The 17,097-nt window shown below is 56.7% G+C and carries 16 protein-coding genes; 1 reads left to right on the top strand and 15 read right to left on the bottom strand.

Features of this window, described 5'->3' with window-relative positions:
* Positions 1-316: 316 nt before the first annotated feature.
* Both ACN0VD_RS16170 and ACN0VD_RS16175 read right to left on the bottom strand, forming a co-directional pair.
* Positions 317-2,296, bottom strand: a complete 1,980-nt coding sequence (locus tag ACN0VD_RS16170; protein WP_417596129.1) for a sulfatase-like hydrolase/transferase — start codon at positions 2,294-2,296, stop codon at positions 317-319.
* 99 nt (positions 2,297-2,395) lie between these two features.
* Positions 2,396-3,001: a TetR/AcrR family transcriptional regulator gene (locus ACN0VD_RS16175; protein ID WP_417596131.1), complete on the bottom strand. Its 606-nt coding sequence runs from the start codon at positions 2,999-3,001 to the stop codon at positions 2,396-2,398.
* A gap of 96 nt (positions 3,002-3,097) precedes the next feature.
* On the opposite strand from ACN0VD_RS16175, the gene ACN0VD_RS16180 reads away from it, so the two are divergent.
* Positions 3,098-4,540, top strand: a complete 1,443-nt coding sequence (locus ACN0VD_RS16180; RefSeq protein WP_417596133.1) for a carotenoid oxygenase family protein — start codon at positions 3,098-3,100, stop codon at positions 4,538-4,540.
* Positions 4,541-4,545: 5 nt separating this feature from the next.
* Here the strand turns inward: ACN0VD_RS16180 and ACN0VD_RS16185 are convergent, their stop codons facing one another.
* From ACN0VD_RS16185 to rplK, 13 genes are all read right to left on the bottom strand, one after another.
* A complete protein-coding gene (locus ACN0VD_RS16185; protein ID WP_417596135.1) occupies positions 4,546-5,400 on the bottom strand; it encodes a fatty acid desaturase in 855 nt (284 codons plus the stop codon).
* Entirely contained in the window at positions 5,397-5,612 is a 216-nt protein-coding gene (locus ACN0VD_RS16190; protein ID WP_417596137.1) for a hypothetical protein, read from the bottom strand. The genes ACN0VD_RS16185 and ACN0VD_RS16190 overlap by 4 nt, the downstream gene beginning before the upstream one ends.
* A 69-nt stretch (positions 5,613-5,681) precedes the next feature.
* A complete protein-coding gene (locus ACN0VD_RS16195; RefSeq protein ID WP_417596139.1) occupies positions 5,682-6,368 on the bottom strand; it encodes a purine phosphorylase in 687 nt (228 codons plus the stop codon).
* Positions 6,361-6,900: an adenine phosphoribosyltransferase gene (locus ACN0VD_RS16200; protein WP_417596141.1), complete on the bottom strand. Its 540-nt coding sequence runs from the start codon at positions 6,898-6,900 to the stop codon at positions 6,361-6,363. The genes ACN0VD_RS16195 and ACN0VD_RS16200 overlap by 8 nt, the downstream gene beginning before the upstream one ends.
* A 181-nt stretch (positions 6,901-7,081) precedes the next feature.
* Positions 7,082-7,456, bottom strand: coding sequence for a 50S ribosomal protein L7/L12 (gene rplL / locus ACN0VD_RS16205; RefSeq protein ID WP_417596143.1), 375 nt, complete (start codon positions 7,454-7,456; stop codon positions 7,082-7,084).
* A 41-nt stretch (positions 7,457-7,497) separates the two neighbouring features.
* Positions 7,498-8,010 (bottom strand): 50S ribosomal protein L10, encoded by a 513-nt coding sequence (gene rplJ / locus ACN0VD_RS16210; protein WP_417596145.1) that lies wholly within the window; start codon positions 8,008-8,010, stop codon positions 7,498-7,500.
* A 423-nt stretch (positions 8,011-8,433) separates the two neighbouring features.
* Entirely contained in the window at positions 8,434-9,993 is a 1,560-nt protein-coding gene (locus ACN0VD_RS16215; protein WP_417596147.1) for a GspE/PulE family protein, read from the bottom strand.
* A 135-nt stretch (positions 9,994-10,128) separates the two neighbouring features.
* Positions 10,129-12,816, bottom strand: a complete 2,688-nt coding sequence (locus ACN0VD_RS16220) for a TonB-dependent receptor domain-containing protein (RefSeq protein ID WP_417596149.1) — start codon at positions 12,814-12,816, stop codon at positions 10,129-10,131.
* Positions 12,817-12,892: 76 nt separating this feature from the next.
* Positions 12,893-14,425, bottom strand: a complete 1,533-nt coding sequence (locus ACN0VD_RS16225; protein ID WP_417596151.1) for a hypothetical protein — start codon at positions 14,423-14,425, stop codon at positions 12,893-12,895.
* A 176-nt stretch (positions 14,426-14,601) separates the two neighbouring features.
* Positions 14,602-14,982: a GFA family protein gene (locus ACN0VD_RS16230; protein ID WP_417596153.1), complete on the bottom strand. Its 381-nt coding sequence runs from the start codon at positions 14,980-14,982 to the stop codon at positions 14,602-14,604.
* Positions 14,983-15,063: 81 nt separating this feature from the next.
* A complete protein-coding gene (locus ACN0VD_RS16235; protein WP_417596155.1) occupies positions 15,064-15,843 on the bottom strand; it encodes a transglutaminase-like domain-containing protein in 780 nt (259 codons plus the stop codon).
* Between the two features lie 111 nt (positions 15,844-15,954).
* Positions 15,955-16,656, bottom strand: a complete 702-nt coding sequence (rplA, locus tag ACN0VD_RS16240; RefSeq protein WP_417596157.1) for a 50S ribosomal protein L1 — start codon at positions 16,654-16,656, stop codon at positions 15,955-15,957.
* 4 nt (positions 16,657-16,660) lie between these two features.
* Positions 16,661-17,092 carry a 50S ribosomal protein L11 gene (gene rplK / locus ACN0VD_RS16245; protein ID WP_417596159.1) on the bottom strand — a complete coding sequence of 144 codons (432 nt, stop codon included), beginning with the start codon at positions 17,090-17,092 and terminating at the stop codon, positions 16,661-16,663.
* Positions 17,093-17,097 lie beyond the last annotated feature (5 nt).

The following is a 17,097-nucleotide window of genomic DNA, read 5'->3' on the forward strand; positions in this document are numbered from 1 at the left end:
AAACGACGGCTCCGACCGAAGCTGCTTGGGTAGCCATATAGTTTTGCCTTCTCGCCATCGCCGGAAAACCGGCGGAAAATCAAAATGTGGAGACGCATCAAGACGACAAAAGCCGCATGTCTCCCAAGGTGGGAAACTGCAGCTTTTTAGCGTCCTGAAAACCGTGCAAATTTCATTTCTTCTGGCGTACCGCGCGACTGCACGCCCTGTCTCGAAATCTGTGGTGAGCGCGGGATATAGGGATGTACCCGCTTCCGGTCAAGGGGGCGTGTCGGCGATCATTGCGGCTGAAGACATCCGATTGCGCGGCTGGCGTTTAATCGCGCGTCGGCTTCGCCCGGTTTTGCCATCTTGCCGATCCCCAGATGCGGATCAACCGGTCCACGCGATCCTTGAAGTCGCCGGTCAAGCCGCTCGCATTGGCACATTGTTTTTTCTCGACCATGCAAGCCTCGCCGGTGTCGAGCCGCAAGGATGTAATATTCGAAGCGCCTTCAGCGATGCCGATTTGCGTGGGGCGTTCGAGATCGCCGACCGTCATCAGCACCGGTTTTGCAGGGATGTCCGGTTTCTCACCCTTGAGCAGCGCCAATATGATGGCGCGATAGTCGCTCATGCCAATCGGGCCGTTGGCCGCGACTCCCGGGCGGTTGGTGACGAGAAACGTGCCGTTCTGGCGGATATTGATATTGTGGCCGTGGCCCAGAAAGCCGTCCTCAAATAAATCTTCGCCATGATCGCCGGTGATGACAACCACGCTGTTGTCCCACACGCCATCCCGCTTCAGCCGGGAAACCAGCTCGCCCAGCTGCTGATCCGAATAATGGACCGCATTCCAGTAGGTCTGCTGCAATTGGTCCCGCTTGCCGGCGCTGATCTCGGACCGGGGCAGGGGCCTGTCGATCAGATTGAGCGGCATTCCCTCGTGGAAATAAGGGAAATGCGGTGACTGGAAATTGAAATAGAGGAATTGCGGCTGCTTCCATTTTGACGGCTGCTGATATTCGTCCGCAAAGGCTTTCAGCAGATGTTTCTCGTCGATCAGGATCGAGCCTTGCGCGCCGTTGCTGAACGCGCGCAGATGTTTCAGCCTGTCGCCATCGAAAAAGATATCGGCGTTGTCGCGCATGCCTACGGTCTTTGAAATATCCCCGAAATCTTCTGGCTGGCCGGAGAAAACAGCAATTTCATAGCCGCTGGATTTGAGTTCGCGGAATAGCGAGGGCGATCCCTTTGCCGGTTGCAGCGCTCCGCCAAACAGCGACTTGAGCGACGCGGTGGTGAAGCCGACATGGCTGAATGCCGGGGAGATGAGGCTGCCGGATTGGGCAATGGCTTCAAGATTGGGCGCGACCGGCTTGCCATTGATCCGCTTGCCGATCACATCATATCGTGCGCTCTCCATGACAATCAGGATCAGATGCGGGCGGGGCCCCGATATCAGGGTGATCGGCGGTTGCGGAGTTATCGGCACCAGTTGCAGGTCGCCGCCATAGCCATCCTCGTCGATGCCATTTGCCGGGATATCCAGCGCCAGCGGATAGCGGGCGCTGTTGAACGGATGCCGGTCCGGCATGCTGGAGATCCAGCCATAGCCGTCATTGTCAAAGTCGGTCAGTTTGTTGGCTCCCTGGGTAAACAGGCCCCAGGCAAGCGTGCGGTTCAGGCCATTTTGCACGTTTGAAGAAGCCGACGGTACCGCGATGGCGAGAAGCAGGGTGGAGACAAATAGGCCGATGAACGTTCGGCCATGCGCTGACCATGTAAGATGGTCGGCGCGTACCGGGAATTTGCGGGACAGGAGCCGGAACATATAGATATAGGCGAACAGGCCGAGGACCAGTGCGGCGGCACCGAGAAAAATCTCGTTCGAAGCGAACAGCAGCGCATCGGTCAGGCTGCCGCCGCCGAGATTGGCCATCAGCGCAAAGCTCATCGTATCGCTGAAATACTGGTGCAGCTGGAAGGTCAGGGCGAGCAGCAGGATATAGGTTCCGCCGACAATGGTCGCGAGAAAGAATAGCGGTGGCCAGGACCTTTTGCTGCGGAACAGCCGGACGATGATCCACCATGTACCGATGACCAGCATGGCTATGGAAGAGATATAGCCGACCAGGAAGATGGCCCGTTCGGTGAACGTGTCGATTGCCTGCGACTGGCCAAAGCCGCCGGTAAACAGTCCATATTTGCGGTCAGCGAGCGCGAGTTCCAGCGCGGCAAGCATGCTGATCAGGCCGAGAATGACTCCGAAGAAGAGCTTCTTTTGCGTATCGCTTTTGGTGAAGAGGTCTCTCATCGTGTTCGGCTGCAAATCCCACTTTTTATTGGCAGGGCAAAGCTAGCAGAAGCAGGTAAAAGGCGGGTTAAGCACAATAGGACCAGTTCGTGCGAACGGTCAGCAGTCTTTGAAATCGGTCATCATCACCACTTTGCGCACCATCGCCGGATCATAGGCGACCTGACCATCGAGAATCAGCATCGCCAGCCCGTGGACCAGCGACCATGCGTGGAGCGCCGCGGCGGCGCGTTCGTCTTTCGACATATCGTCCGGCATGGTCGCGGCAATGCCGGCGCGAAGCTGATAAAAGGCCTCGCCCATCGCGCTGGGATCATCGTCGGTCAGATCAACCTGGCCGATGCGGTTGTAGATCAGCCGCAGCAAGGCGGGGTTTTCGACCGCCCATTCGACATAGGTAATGCCAACCTCGGTAAATCCGTCGCGACCGCCGCCGGCATTCGTGGCCGCTTCTGCCTGGCTCCGGCCCAGGCGGTTGAGCCCTTCCAGGGCCAGCGCATCCAGCAAGGCATCCTTGTTCGGGAAATGGCGGTAAAGTGCGGTCGCCGAGACACCGAGATCGCGGGCAAGGGCGCGCAATCCGAGATCGGGTTGCGCCTGACTTTCCAGCCGTTCCATCCCCATTTGCAGCGCCGCTGCGCGCAGGTCGCCGTGATGATAGGGCGCGTTCACCGGAAGGCCTGACATTGGAAGATTTGGAAGCATGTTTTGCTTGCCGGAACTCTTATGTTGACACTGTTATCATTGCTTGTCATGTTAACAGCATAAACATCGCGAGTCGTTTCTGCAAAGGAAAATCCCATGGCTTCTGTAATCGAAAAAACCATCCGCGCCGCCGTCACCCCGGTGATGGGCGCCGTTACAAATTTCAACCGCAAGCGGCTCGCGACGCCGGAAGGCGGACATCCCTATCTGACCGGTATCCACAAGCCGATGACCGAGGAACTCACGCTGGCTCATCTGAAGGTCGACGGCGAGATTCCCGCGCAACTCGATGGCCGCTATTTGCGGATCGGCCCCAATCCGGCCAGCCCTCCCGATGAAGGCAGCTATCACTGGTTTGTCGGTGACGGCATGGCCCATGGCGTCCGGATCGCTGGCGGCAAGGCCGAATGGTATCGCAACCGCTGGATCCGCTCGAACAAGGTGAGCGATGCGCTTGGTGAAGAGCGGAAACCGGGTGTCCGCAATCCGCGCACCGACACCGCCAATACCAATATCATCGGTCTCAACGGTCGCACGTTCGCGATTGTCGAGGCGGGCGGCTTTCCGGTGGAGCTGACCGATGAACTCGACACGATCGCGCATAATCCGTTTGACGGGACGCTGGATCATGCCTTTTCCGCGCATCCCCATTTTGACCCGAAAACCGGCGAAATGCATGCAATTTGTTACAATGCATCGACATTTGATACCGTTTGGCACGTCGTATTGGACAAAGATGGCAGGGTCTCCCGGCAGGAACCGATTGCGGTCAAGGAAGGGCCTTCGATCCACGATTGCCAGATTACCGAAAATTATGTGCTGGTGTTCGATCTGCCGGCGGTCTTCTCGATGAAGCGGATGCTGGCAGGATTTGAATTTCCCTACGACTGGAATCCCGAGCACGGCGCGCGGGTCGGTCTTTGCCCGCGCAACGGATCAGGCGCTGACACGATCTGGTGCGATGTCGAACCCTGCTATGTCTATCATCCGGCTGGCGCGTTCGAGAGTGATGACGGCAAGGTGGTCGTCGATGTCGTGGTGCACGAAAGCACTTACGCACGGACGACCTTTGGCCCGGGTGGGGAATGGTCGCGGCTGGAACGCTGGACCGTCGATCCGGTGGCGAAGAAAGTCGACCGCAAGATCCTCGATGACCGGCCGCAGGAATTCCCGCGCTATGACGAGCGGACGTCGACCAGGCCCTATCGTTATATCTACGACATCGCGCTGGCCGGCCGCCCCGACGAGCTCGATATGGCGGGCACGGAATTGTTCAAGCATGATCTGAAAAACGGCGACAAGCTGGTGCGCGATTTCGGAGCGGGGCGTCACCCCGGAGAATTTGTGTTCGTGCCCCGCTCGCCGGATGCGGCCGAGGACGAAGGCTGGCTGATCGGACTGGTGATTGACGCCGGTCAGGAAAAAACCGAGTTGCAGATCCTCAACGCTGATGATTTCCTCGGCGAGCCGCAGGCGATCATCCATTTGCCGCACCGCATTCCGCCCGGATTCCACGGCAATTGGGTCGCGAGCGTCTAAGCCGGTTAGCGCAAATCTCCCTCAAACCGGCAGCCGCGCGCTTCGAGGATCGGTCGCAATTCGCGAAAGGCCTTTGGCGTGTCGGTTAGCGGGATGAACGGGTGAAGGTGGTGGATCAGGTGATATTGCATGCCCATGGATGCGATATTGCCGACCCGGCTTTTGAAGAATTTGGCATTGGTATAGCGCCCCTGTTTGACCGCCGGATGATGCGGGGCCCAGCTGAAGAAAAACTGGATATAGGCGATTCCGATATGGCGCGGCGCCCACCAGAGCAGGGCGGCCTCTATCGCATAGCCGCTCCACGCCAATGCGAATAAGGCGGCGAAGAAGGTGAGCTGGTAGAGCGCACCATCGACCAGCACATCGGATCGCCCGATTTTCTCCAATATATAGCCATAGCCGCGGAGCACCCCGCCATTGCCGCGTTGCCTTTGGACAAAGCTTTGCCAGATGGCGTCCCATGGGCCTTTCGACCGGGTGGTGATGTCGGGATCATCTTCCGGATGATTGACATGTTTGTGGTGCTCCAGATGGGTCAGTTTCTGGATGCGATAGGGCATGGCCATCGGCAGCAGGCTGAGATGGCCGACCAGTTCGTTCAGCCATCGCAGCCTCTGGCCGGGTCGGGCAATCATGCCGTGCACCGCTTCATGCGCGGGCAGGAAACAGGCCATCACGTTGACACAGGCAATCGGGAAAGCAATCCACAGCGGTAATATGTCCAGAAAAACCAGCGGCCACAGCGTCAACCAGATCAGTAGATTGCCCAGGCCCCAGACCGGGACTTCCCACGGAAAGCGATCGGCATATTTACGGGCGATCATCCGTTCCTGTTTGCGCAGTTCCGCTTCCGTCATGGTCTGGCCCAAATCCAGCTGCCCCGGAAAAAGGCGAACAGGCCCCATGTTCCGCCGATGATGAGACCGAACGTCAGGGTCGACAGGCCCGGTGGTGCGGGCCATCCCAGCCTGTCCATGGACTGGGCAATAAGCGGGCCCAGAAACAGAAGGCCGAACAAGATCGGCATATAATGGAGGATTTTTTTCACGACAAATTCAAGTGCTGGCATGCGGTTAATCCCCGAATGTTGCGCGACCGTCTATGTGTGGCGAAACCTGATGCTGCTTGTCAATTACAATCAAAGCAACGCGATGAGCTGCGCGGCCTCGTCGGCGGCACGGTTTGCGGCGCGTTCGAGATTGGCATGAAAATCGCCGGAACTGTTGCCGTCCGCGCTATCAGTGACTGCCTTGATCCCCGCCCAGGGGATGTCGAGAAGCGCCGCAATTTGCGCGACCGCTGCGGTTTCCATGTCGACCAGGTCCGCTTTGAGTGTGTCGCGCAGATAGCCTGATCGTTCGGGGCATTTTACGAAACAGTCGGCGGTCGCAATCCGCGCCTGTGGTAGGGCAAGCGCCGCCGGCATGGGATGGGATCGGAACGGCGTCCAGTCAGAAGGGCCTATCGGCCATGCTCCTGCGTTATAATGGGTGAAGCCGTCATGATCGCCGAATTTCTCGAGCGTGCCATAGTCGGCCTGCAGGGATTCATGGAGGTAGAAACAATCGCCCTCGCTGCTGCTGACATGGCCAGCGGTGCCGATTACCAGAAACAGGTCCGGCTGGAAGTGACTGTGCATATAGAGGGCGGCGGCACCGGCGTGGACCTTGCCGATGCCCGAGCACAGGATGGAAACCTGCTTCCCCTCATGGCCCAGCTGGCGAATTTCGCCGAGCGGACTGTCGACGCGCGTTACCGGCTGATCGCGCAGAAAGGCATCCGCCTCATCCTGGACACCGGTGATGATGGCGATATGGTCAATCACCGGCAAAGGCCATCAGGGCGGCTGGCGTCACTCCGGCGGCCACCAGTTTTTGCGCGCCGCCGAGATCTGGCAGGTCGACGATGAACAGCGCCTGGTCAACAATGGCACCCTGACCGCGCAGCAATTCTACGCCGGCCATGCCGGTACCGCCGGTCGCGAGAAGATCATCGACAAGCAACACACGCTGGCCGGGCAGAATCGCATCGTCATGCATCTCGATCCGGTCGGTGCCATATTCCAGTGCATAATCGATGCTCACCGACTTGCCCGGCAGTTTTCCCGGCTTGCGCAGCATGACCTTGCCCTTTTCCAGGGCATATGACATCGCCGCCGAAACAATGAAGCCACGCGCCTCTATCCCGGCGATCAGGTCGAAGCTGTCCGGGTCCACCAGCGCAATCATCCGGTCGATCGTCTGGCGAAAGGCGGGACCGTCGAGCAGCAGGGTGGATACATCGCGAAACTGGATACCCGGTTTGGGATAGTCCGGGATCGTTCGCACGAGATCGATCAGGTCCTGATTGTCAGTCATATTGTCCCCCGGAAACACGAACCATCCTAGTCGCGCAGCGGCCGGACCATGTCAATCATCATGGCTTTTGCAAAGCGGATGACGAGCAGGCGAGGCGCGCATTCTCCCGGTCAGCGGACATAAAAAAGGGGCGGTTTCCGAACCGGAAACCACCCCCTGATTTTTCCATAAACCGTCAGGCTTATTTGAGTTCGACGGTACCGCCGGCAGCTTCGATCTTCGATTTGATTTCTTCTGCTTCGGCTTTGTTGACGCCTTCCTTGATTGGTTTCGGAGCGCCTTCGACGAGAGCCTTGGCATCGGTGAGGCCGAGAGCGGTAATCGCACGGACTTCCTTGATGACCTGGATTTTCTTGCCGCCGTCGCCGGTCAGGATGACGTCGAATTCGTCTTTTTCTTCAGCAGCTGCTTCACCGCCACCCGCAGCAGGGCCGGCTACTGCAACAGCAGCGGCAGCAGAAACGCCCCACTCTTCTTCCAGTGCCTTGGACAGTTCAGCCGCTTCCATGACGGTCAGTTTCGAAAGTTCTTCAACAAGTTTAGCAATATCAGCCATTTTATAACTCCAGATTTCTAATCAGTTTATTCGGTTAAAATTCATTCACCCGTAGCGGCATAAGCGCCGACCACACGTGCAAGGGCTCCAGCAGGCTCTTTGACAACCCGAGCGATTTTCGTTTGTGGTGCAACAAGCAATCCAACAATCGTTCCGCGCAGTTCGTCGAGAGAAGGCATGGAGGCCAGCGATTTCACGCCAGCTTCGTCCAGAAGGGTATCACCCATTGCGCCGCCAACAATTTCAAGCTTGTCATTGGCTTTTGCAAAATCCACTGCGATTTTCGCAGCGGCCACCGGATCATCCGATGTGGCAAGTGCGACCGGACCAGACAGCATATCTGCTATCGGGGTATAGTCGGTACCTTCCAGAGCCAGTTTGGCGAGGCGGTTTTTCGAGACTTTGAAGCTTGCGCCTTCTGCCCGCATTTTCGTCCGCAGCTCGGTAGACTGAGCAACGGTCAGACCCTGGTTGCGTGTTACCACGACCACCCCGGCCTGCTTGAAAACAGCGTTCAGAGCGGCAACCGCTTCGGTCTTTTGACCACGATCCATATTTTGCTCCTTCACGAGGACTGCGTTTTGAGGCGCAATCCCATTCTAGTTTTCGTCACCCTGAACTTGTTTCAGGACCTCGGGAGGCAACATGCTTCCCGGCGAGATGCTGAAACAAGTTCAGCATGACGAGCGAAAGGTTTGGCAAATTGCCGCACCATATAATCCGAAGGGGGGTTTTGGCTGCTCTGCTGCGGCTAACCGCTGGCTGCATGCCCGTGTGTTGCCACACGAAAAAACTGATCCCCGTCTAGGCTGGAAATTAAGAGAGGCAAATTCCCCTCACCGGCTGTCTCGGACGGAAATTGTGATTCGTTTGACCGAACCGCAATTTGTAGGGGAGCCATTAAAGGATGGCGCGGGGAAGTCAAGAGCTGTGGGCAGTGAATGGTGACTCTGGACGCTCACAGGGGCGGTTTTGCCCTACCGTGAGACGCGAATGCCTTCCTCTGCCGTAGTGATGCCATCGCGGACCATCTGGCGGGCGGACGATGCGAGTGATCTGTTTTGCAGGAAGGCATGGGCGGCAATGCGGCTTTCGTCGCCGCCGTCATTGACAAGCTTGCGGATGGTATCGTCGATGCGGATTGCCTCGAATACGCCGATGTCGCCCTGAAAGCCGGTGTAATTGCATTTCGCGCAGCCAGTTTCCCGGTATACGACGGTCCCGCGATCAAATCCCAGCAGCGAGGCAAGCGAACCATCGGCCTGTATCGGCTGGCGGCAGGCCTCGCAAAGTTTGCGCACCAGACGCTGGGCAACGATCGCGCGGATCGTGGAGGCGAGCCTGAACGGATTGACCTTCATGTCGAGCAATTTGGTAATCGCCCCCACCGCATCATTGCTGTCCACGGTGGACAATATGATAAGCCCTTTTTGCGCAGACTGAATTGCGATATCCAGCGTCTCGCGATCTCCGATTTCTCCGACCATGACGACATCGGGATCCTGCCGCAGGATCGCCGTCAGGCCCTCTGCATAGGTCGACCCGTGTTCGACATCCACCTGTGTCTGGCTGATGGTTTCAATGGCATATTCGATGGGGTTCTCAATCGTCAGAATATTATGCCGACCGTCGTTGAACTGCTCCATGCAGGCATATAGCGTTGCGGTTTTTCCCGAACCGGCAAGTCCGGCGACCAATATGATGCCATCGGGGCTCGATAGCGCTTCGGACAATATCGCAAGGCTGTCGCCAGACAATCCGGGCAGATTCAGCGCTATGTTGGCGGACTGTCTGTCTCCTATGTTCAGTATGATATATTCATTGGCGGCGTTCGGCAGGGTTGAAATGCGGACGTCGAAAGTTTTCCCGCTGAGGGTGAACCTGGCCCGCCCCTCTTGTGGAATACGGTGATCGGCGATGTCCAGCCGCGCCATTTGCTTGATCTGCTCGGCGATATCGGACGCAAAACATAATGGCATTTGGAGCTTGTCATGCAGTCGGCCGTCTATACGCATCCTGATATTCAGCGCGCTGTCGAATATCTTGATATGAATATCCGAAGCACCCTGTCGTGCTGCTTCTGCAATGATAGCGTGGATCAGCCGGATACCGGCGGGTTGATCCCGAATGTCGGACAGGCTTTCGGCGTTAATAGCCTGGATCATGATGTCATTGATCATCGCGTCGTCATGGTAATCCGGACGTTCGGACAAAGCCGCATCGGTCGCATAATGCGCCGACAGCAGTTCTTCAAATTTGCTCCGGTCCACCCGTTCGACGTCCAGCGGCAAAGCCAAATGCCGACTGACCGCCAGAAGACAGAGCGGATCGGCATCCTCATGCAGCGCGACAATCAACCTTTCCCGTTCGATAGCCTTCATCAATATGCCGTGATTGCGGGCAAAATCGTAGGATATGTCGGTCACCGGCAGGGCTGGTTCCAGCCCCGCCGGTGATTGATGATCGGGGATCAATCGGGAGCAGCCGCCGCCGGAATCCAGAAACGTCCGTTGCCCTGTTTCCTGTCCGATCGTCATCGTCTGTCCCGTCTGCAAATCATGCAAAAAACACTGTAAGTGTTATAGTTACGATAGGTTCGTGAACGCTAAGGGACTCTTGCGTGACATAAAGATTACAATATGGACCTGCTTTCATCAGATCGGGCATGGTGCCTAGAAGTTCAGGCCGATACTCATCGAGAAGCGGGTCCCCACGGCATAGGCATTGTTCAGGATCTGCGTGTCGCCCAATGTCTGGGACTCGGTGTAATCCGTACCCAGAATATTTCGCGCTTCGAATTTCAGTTCGAAATCCTGTCCCGCGATATTCATTTCCTCGCGCAGCACCAGATCCAGCCGCCAGCCGGTTTTTTCCACCAGATCGGGCTGGTCCTGTGGCCCACGCGCGGTCACCCGCGGGCTGTTATAGGTTAGCAGCATCGTTTGCTGGGAGAGGGAACCTTCCTCGCGCTCCATCCCGAATTGCAGATTGGCGACATGTTTAGACTGTCCGGTCAGGCGATCGCCGTCGTCGAACAGATTGGAAGCGGCAGTCGGCTGCAAAGTGACGGGACTAATCGCCAGATCATCCGCACCGACCTGAATTTCGGATTTGGTGTAGGTGTAATTTGCCGCAAGGAGCAGCCGCCGGTCTTCGAAGAAACCGCTACCCAGATCATAGAGCGGGAAATATTTCACCAGTTCAACTTCTGCGCCAACCAATGTCGCCGAAGGGGCGTTGGAAAACCCTGTAAACAGAGTTCCGCCGCCCTGTACGAACGCCACATTCTCGATCGGGTTCTTAATATCCTTGTAAAAGCCTGCCAGAGTGACGCGCTCACCCTCACCAAGATAATATTCAAACCGCCCCTCAATATTGGTGAGTTCGCTGTCGGTCAGCAGCGGGTTGCCGATAAAGGTCCGGTCGGTATCGAGGTCGAGGAATTGCTGCGGCGCCAATTCGCGAAATTGCGGGCGGGCGATTGTTTTGGATGCCGCCAAGCGAAATTGCATATCATCGGCGAAATTCCATGTCAGCGTTCCGGCCGGCAGCCAGTAATCATTGCTTATGCCCGATGCAACAGCGATCCCTCCAGCACCGCTCAACAGGATCGGGGTCACGGTTTGATCGGCATCTTCGTAGCGGACGCCAAGGTTCAGGCGCAAACCGTCAGCCAGTTCGGCATCGATCTGTCCATAGCCTGCGTGAATTTCAAGCTGAGCCTCATAGGCAGGAACCGATGATTGCGCTGCCACTTCCCGCAATTCGATTTCGTGGGTGAACACATTATAATCGGACAACAGGAAATCGATCCGTTCCTGATCTATCGGATTGGGCAGACCATTGGCGGGCACAAAACGGAAGTCGCGGCGCTCGGCCTGACGATCATTGAGATAATAAGCATAGCCGGCGGACAGGTTGAGGGGGATGCCGATATCGGTTTCATATCCAAAATCGATGCCGCCACCATAAACATCATCGTTGAGGTTGCTGAACTGGACCCGGGCTGATTCTCCCGGAGAGGTCAGATCGTTGACAAAATCATTGGCGATCAGATCATCATAGGCATAGCTGTACGACCGCTGATAGGGGGCATCACGTTTGGAATTGGCGTAGGCACCGCGCAGGTCGAGAGAGAAATTGCCAAATTGAAATTCGCCGACAAATTGCGATGTGAACAACTGTCGCTCGAACCAGCTTGTTCGTCCCTGATTCAGCAATGTTTCTTCGTCGACATTGATCGCATCGACACCGGCCTTGATCGATGCTTCTTTCGATGTGTCGTGAATATAGAGGTTGGTGAAGCGCAATTTATGCTCGCCGATTTCCGCCGACAATCCGAGCAAACCATTGACCACGATACGGTTTTCGGTGGTGACAAAGCGGAAGTCCTGATCCGGGAGCAGGCCGGGGTTGCCGTCTATATTGACAATGCCCTGGGATGTCTGCTGGATTCCCCCGCGGGTCCGCCAGCTATTTTCATAGCCCGCTGTCGCGACGACGCCGATATTGGCGTCGCCAACGTCAAAGGACGTCCCGCCGGTTAGTTCCGCGGAGAAATTGGCCGGAATATCGGAATTGCGCTGGATGAGGTTGGTTTCGGCATTGTTCAGACTGGCCGCAAAATTCTGTAGATCCAGACTGGAAAATTCGGTGCCGACAGAAATCGGAATGTTCTGACCAATAGCCGCGGCAAGACCGCCGGGAATATCGCGCAAACCGCCATCATATCCGATGATATCACTGTCCGAGCCATCATATGTATAGCCAAGCTTGCTCGTGGTTTCGCTGTCACCGCTCAAACTGGTGCTGAATTTGAGAAATGGCTCGTCGGGCGTGGCCTTGGTGGTGAGGTTGATCACCCCGCCGCCAAATTCACCGGGATAATTGGCCGAATAACTTTTTTGCACAACGGTCGATGCAATGACACTGGTGGGAAAGAGATCAAGCGGGACAACCCTCCGCAGCGGTTCCGGTGAGGGCAGGGGAAGGCCGTTCAGCAAAGCCAGTGAATAGCGCTCACCAAGACCGCGAACAAAAACATAACGGCCGCCAACAACACTAAGTCCGGTCACGCGCTGCAGCGATCCGGCGATATCACCATCGGCTGTCCGCGCGATTTCCGTTTCGCCGAGTACAGTCACCACTTCCGGCGTGGCACGGACGGGATCGGGTATGAACTGGCCGCGCACGATAATGACATTGCCGCCGCCGCCCGGTGCCGAGATGTCGACCTCCTCCTTGCCGGGCTGTTCAACATCCACATTCTCTGTCTCATTTGCAGGCTGGGCGTGGGCAGCTGGCGAAGTCAATGTGCTTCCCAACATCAAGCTGGCGATTAGCGTTGCGCGCTTTTTCATCGGATGTGATCCTCGTCAAATAATAAAAACGGGATGACGGCTCCCATGAGCCGCCATCCCTCAGGTCAATTGCAATTCAGCCGATCGTTGGAGCTACAATGCAGTCGTTGGCGTAAAGGCCGCAGGTCCAGCCCTGAAAGCGAGTGTCATTCGCATCCTTGACCGCGCCGATGTAGGCGGCATCTTCAAAAAAGCTGTTCGCTGCACTTGCAGTGAACGGGGTGACCGCATTTTCATTGGCACCGTTGATGAAGGGGAAGGCCGCCGAAGCATTGGCAAGAGTGGATGTTCCGCTTGCCGTGTTGTTGGTACCAGCGTTGAAAATCGTCTGGATTTGAGCAACGGTAATATTGCCGTCATCCACAAATGACGTCGCGCAGCTCATGAACAAGGACTGAAAAACGGGCGGTCCATTTTCATCCGCAGCCGCGCCCGCCGCCTGAACGGTTGTCGCGCTGTCAATGTCGATACACGCAGCCGCGCTGTTGAAGATGCTATTGTAAAATTCATAGTCGCCGCCACCGCGCAGAAGGATGACATGATCCTGACCGCTCGAAACAAAGGTGACATTTGCGAGCAGATGGCGCTGGCGTGGTTCGGCATCTTCGTCACCGTTGGAATCGGCTTCCATGACATGATCGCCGCCGCCGACGCGCTGAACCGCGAGAACATATTGGTTGGCGCCCTGATAGCCCGAGTCCGAATCAACCGAGTCATCATCAATGCCGGTAAAAGCCAGGTTCTTGCCGTTTACGCGACCACCGAACCATTCGACGCCATCATCGGAACTGTTGTGGACCTGAATATTCTGGAAGAATGTTCCGCTGCCAACGCCGGCCAGAGTGATGCCGTTGAGCTCGTTGCCCGGAGATACTTCAAAGCCGGGATAACGAACCTGCAAATAGGACAGCCGGCCGCTGCTGTCCGTAGGTAAAGTGCCGCCGTAAACCGCATTGGCAGGCCCTTCAACAATCGCTTCGCAGTCGGCGCGCGCCCCGTTGGGATTGGATGCGCCGCCGGTAGCACAATCGGAAATTGGTGCGCGGCCCAGGATGACAATGCCGCCCCATTGACCGATGCTGTCGACTCCGGCTGTACCCAGTATATTCTGACGAGAAGTGAAGATGATCGGATCAGACGCTGTTCCTTCGGCAAAAAGCTGCGAACCGCGGTTGACGAGCAGATAATCGCCGCCAGACGAACCAAAAATGGTCACGCCGGGTTCGATTGTCAGAATGCCTTGCGCGCCGCCGTCAATGCCGACTTCAACGCCGCCGGACAGGGAATATACGGTGTTTTCGGTCGATGCGCGTTTGGGCAAAACAAGATTGCCCTGGATCACACCGGATACCTGGCAGTTACGAGCCTCCTCGCCATTACCGGTGGTAATGGTTCCGACATTGGCTGTGCCAGTCGGACAATCGGTTGCGGGCGTTCCGGCCACCGGAGTCGGGGTGGGCGTCGGGGTTGGTGTTGGCGTTGGGGTCGGGGATGGTAATACAACCAGATTGCCTTCACCTGGTGACGCGACATCATCAGCGCCACAGGCACTTACCGCGAGCGCTGCTGCACTGGCGAAAAGAACAGAACGGAATTGCTTATTCAACATGGATTTGTCTCCGCAGACTTTAGATTTGAAACTGGTGTTCAAACGACACGGAGTAGAATCAGCTAACCCCCATCGCCTCGGTCAGGGGCAATAGGCTGGATAGATGACGTACGAGCTTTGATTATGTGAAGCTTTGGAGACTCAAATATTTCAGAAATATGTCCCCAGATGAGAGGCTAGCTTTCGCGCTGCAAAACACCCGGTTCGATCTCGTAATAATCGCCCTTGTCGGCAACAAAGATATGACTCCAGATTTTCGTACCGGTGGGCTTGTCGAAACAACCCATGGCGATGGCGATCTTGTCATGATGGATCGGGTCCCAGAACAGGGACGCGCCACAGGTGTCGCAGAAGCCGCGGCGGACTTTTTCGGAGGACTGATACCAGCGGACATGGTCTTCGCCGTCGATCGTGACAGCGCTGGTCGGAACGTCGAGCGAGGCCCAGTAATGGCCGGATTGCTTGCGGCACAGGGTACAGTGGCAGGCATCGCCCTCTGGCAGGTCGCCACTGACTTCAATTTTTACCGCGCCGCAGAGGCAGGAGCCCTTGTGCATGTTTTCCTCCCAGAAGTTGTCCGACGCCAAGTTTAACGGAAAAGCCCTGCGGTTTGAAAGCGGGAAATTATACCCGGCAACTCAGGCGCGTGAAACGCGGACCCGCTGCTCGACCATATTCATGCTGCCGAAGGCGGTGAGAAAAGAGACGTCGGTGGCATCGCGGCCGACGCCAATGACGGCCATGTCGCTTGCTAGCGCCATTCCTGTAGGGTCGATCAGGTGCCAGCGGCCATCGAGAAAAACCTCCGGTACGGCGTGAAAATCCTGCGGCCGGACATCGGGCGCATAGGTGCTGGCAAAGCGCGCCGGGATATTGGCGGCGCGGGCCATGCTGATCAGGATATGTGCATAGTCGCGGCAAACGCCCTTGCGTGCGGCAAAGCATTGCTGGGCATTGCTGTTGGCATTGTCGACATCGGATCCATAGGTCATGGTCCGTTTGATATAGTCGGCCATGGCGGAGACCAGCGGGCCACCGGTGAGGCCGGAAAATTCGTTCGTCACCACATCGTCAAAAGCATGGACCGAGCAATAGAGCGAGTTGAACAGATAAGGGACCGCTTCGCCGGGCAGGTCGGACAGGGCGGTGGCTGGCAGGGTGGCAAAGTCCGGATCGGGGCGATCAATTGTAACCCGTGCAGCATAAGACACGATGAGCTGTTCCCGCTGCGTGGTCCACAATCTTGTACCGATATTGTCATGGGCCGGGACGATGGTTCTGTTGTCTGCCGGTCCGATGTCGATATGCGCGTCGGTGAGCGTCTGATCAGATGTCGCTGCTGCCTCGACCTGGACCAGGATGGTGCAGGGCGCGGGGAGGCGGTAGGATAGGTGGGCGCTGATCTGCAGTATCGTCATAACGGTCCTTATAGAATACAGGGCGCATGAAAAAAGGCCGGGATTGCGCCCGGCCTTTTTCTAACGGCTATTGTGACATCCCCTGCTTTTGCCGGGGCGACGGGTGGCGAATCAGGCGCCTTCAATCTCGCCGAGATCAACCTTGAGGCCTGGGCCCATGGTTGTGCTCAACGCGATCTTGCGGACATATTTGCCCTTGGCGCCAGCTGGTTTCGCCTTGATTACGGTGTCGATCAGCGCATCGAAATTCTTGCGCAGATCGGCTTCGGAGAAGCTCGTCTTGCCGATGCCATTGTGGATGATCCCGGCTTTTTCGACGCGATATTCGATCTGTCCGCCCTTGGCGTCCTTGACCGCTTGCGCGACATTCGGGGTGACCGTGCCCAGTTTCGGGTTCGGCATCAGGCCCTTGGGACCCAGCACCTTGCCGAGACGGCCGACAACACCCATCATGTCCGGGGTGGCGATGACGCGGTCATAGTTGAGGTCGCCACCTTGCATGGCTTCCATCAGGTCTTCCGCACCAACAACGTCTGCGCCGGCTTCTTTCGCTTCGTCTGCTTTCGCATCCTTGGCAAAGACGGCAACGCGTGCGGTTTTGCCGGTTCCTGCTGGCAGCGAGATCACGCCGCGAACCATCTGGTCAGCGTGGCGGGGATCGACACCGAGGTTGATTGCAACGTCAAGCGTTTCGTCAAATTTCGAACTGGAAGCGAGATCCTTCAACGTCTTGATAGCTTCATCGATGCCGTACAGTTTTTCGCGATCAACCTTGGCATTGATAGCCTGCATTTTTTTGGAGAGTTTTGCCATGTTCTTATCCCTCCACCACATCGACGCCCATCGAGCGTGCGCTGCCTGCAATGATTTTCATTGCCTGTTCAATGTCATTGGCATTGAGATCGGCCATCTTCGTTTCGGCGATTTCCTTGATCTGCGAAGTCTTGATCGTTCCGCCTGATTCCTTGCCCGGTTCGCTCGAACCCTTTTTCAGCTTGGCAAGCTTCTTGATCAGATAGCTTGCTGGCGGTGTCTTGGTTTCAAAGGTGAAGCTGCGATCCGAAAAGACGGTGATTTTCGTCGGGATCGGCGTGCCTTTTTCAAGCTTGTCTGTTGCGGCGTTAAACGCTTTACAGAAATCCATGATGTTGACGCCGCGCTGACCCAATGCTGGGCCGATCGGCGGGGATGGATTTGCAGTACCGGCGGGCACTTGCAAATTGATATAGCCATCAATTTTTTTAGCCATTTGGC

The organism is Parasphingorhabdus sp., from assembly GCF_048267785.1.
GTDB lineage: Bacteria > Pseudomonadota > Alphaproteobacteria > Sphingomonadales > Sphingomonadaceae > Parasphingorhabdus.

Coding starts and splice junctions, on each gene's coding strand:
- ACN0VD_RS16170 (WP_417596129.1), bottom strand. CDS start 2,296: ATGAGAGACCTCTTCACCAAAAGCGATACGCAAAAGAAGCTCTTCTTC.
- ACN0VD_RS16175 (WP_417596131.1), bottom strand. CDS start 3,001: ATGCTTCCAAATCTTCCAATGTCAGGCCTTCCGGTGAACGCGCCCTAT.
- ACN0VD_RS16180 (WP_417596133.1), top strand. CDS start 3,098: ATGGCTTCTGTAATCGAAAAAACCATCCGCGCCGCCGTCACCCCGGTG.
- ACN0VD_RS16185 (WP_417596135.1), bottom strand. CDS start 5,400: ATGACGGAAGCGGAACTGCGCAAACAGGAACGGATGATCGCCCGTAAA.
- ACN0VD_RS16190 (WP_417596137.1), bottom strand. CDS start 5,612: ATGCCAGCACTTGAATTTGTCGTGAAAAAAATCCTCCATTATATGCCG.
- ACN0VD_RS16200 (WP_417596141.1), bottom strand. CDS start 6,900: ATGACTGACAATCAGGACCTGATCGATCTCGTGCGAACGATCCCGGAC.
- rplL (WP_417596143.1), bottom strand. CDS start 7,456: ATGGCTGATATTGCTAAACTTGTTGAAGAACTTTCGAAACTGACCGTC.
- rplJ (WP_417596145.1), bottom strand. CDS start 8,010: ATGGATCGTGGTCAAAAGACCGAAGCGGTTGCCGCTCTGAACGCTGTT.
- ACN0VD_RS16215 (WP_417596147.1), bottom strand. CDS start 9,993: ATGACGATCGGACAGGAAACAGGGCAACGGACGTTTCTGGATTCCGGC.
- ACN0VD_RS16220 (WP_417596149.1), bottom strand. CDS start 12,816: ATGAAAAAGCGCGCAACGCTAATCGCCAGCTTGATGTTGGGAAGCACA.
- ACN0VD_RS16225 (WP_417596151.1), bottom strand. CDS start 14,425: ATGTTGAATAAGCAATTCCGTTCTGTTCTTTTCGCCAGTGCAGCAGCG.
- ACN0VD_RS16230 (WP_417596153.1), bottom strand. CDS start 14,982: ATGCACAAGGGCTCCTGCCTCTGCGGCGCGGTAAAAATTGAAGTCAGT.
- ACN0VD_RS16235 (WP_417596155.1), bottom strand. CDS start 15,843: ATGACGATACTGCAGATCAGCGCCCACCTATCCTACCGCCTCCCCGCG.
- rplA (WP_417596157.1), bottom strand. CDS start 16,656: ATGGCAAAACTCTCCAAAAAAATGCAGGCTATCAATGCCAAGGTTGAT.
- rplK (WP_417596159.1), bottom strand. CDS start 17,092: ATGGCTAAAAAAATTGATGGCTATATCAATTTGCAAGTGCCCGCCGGT.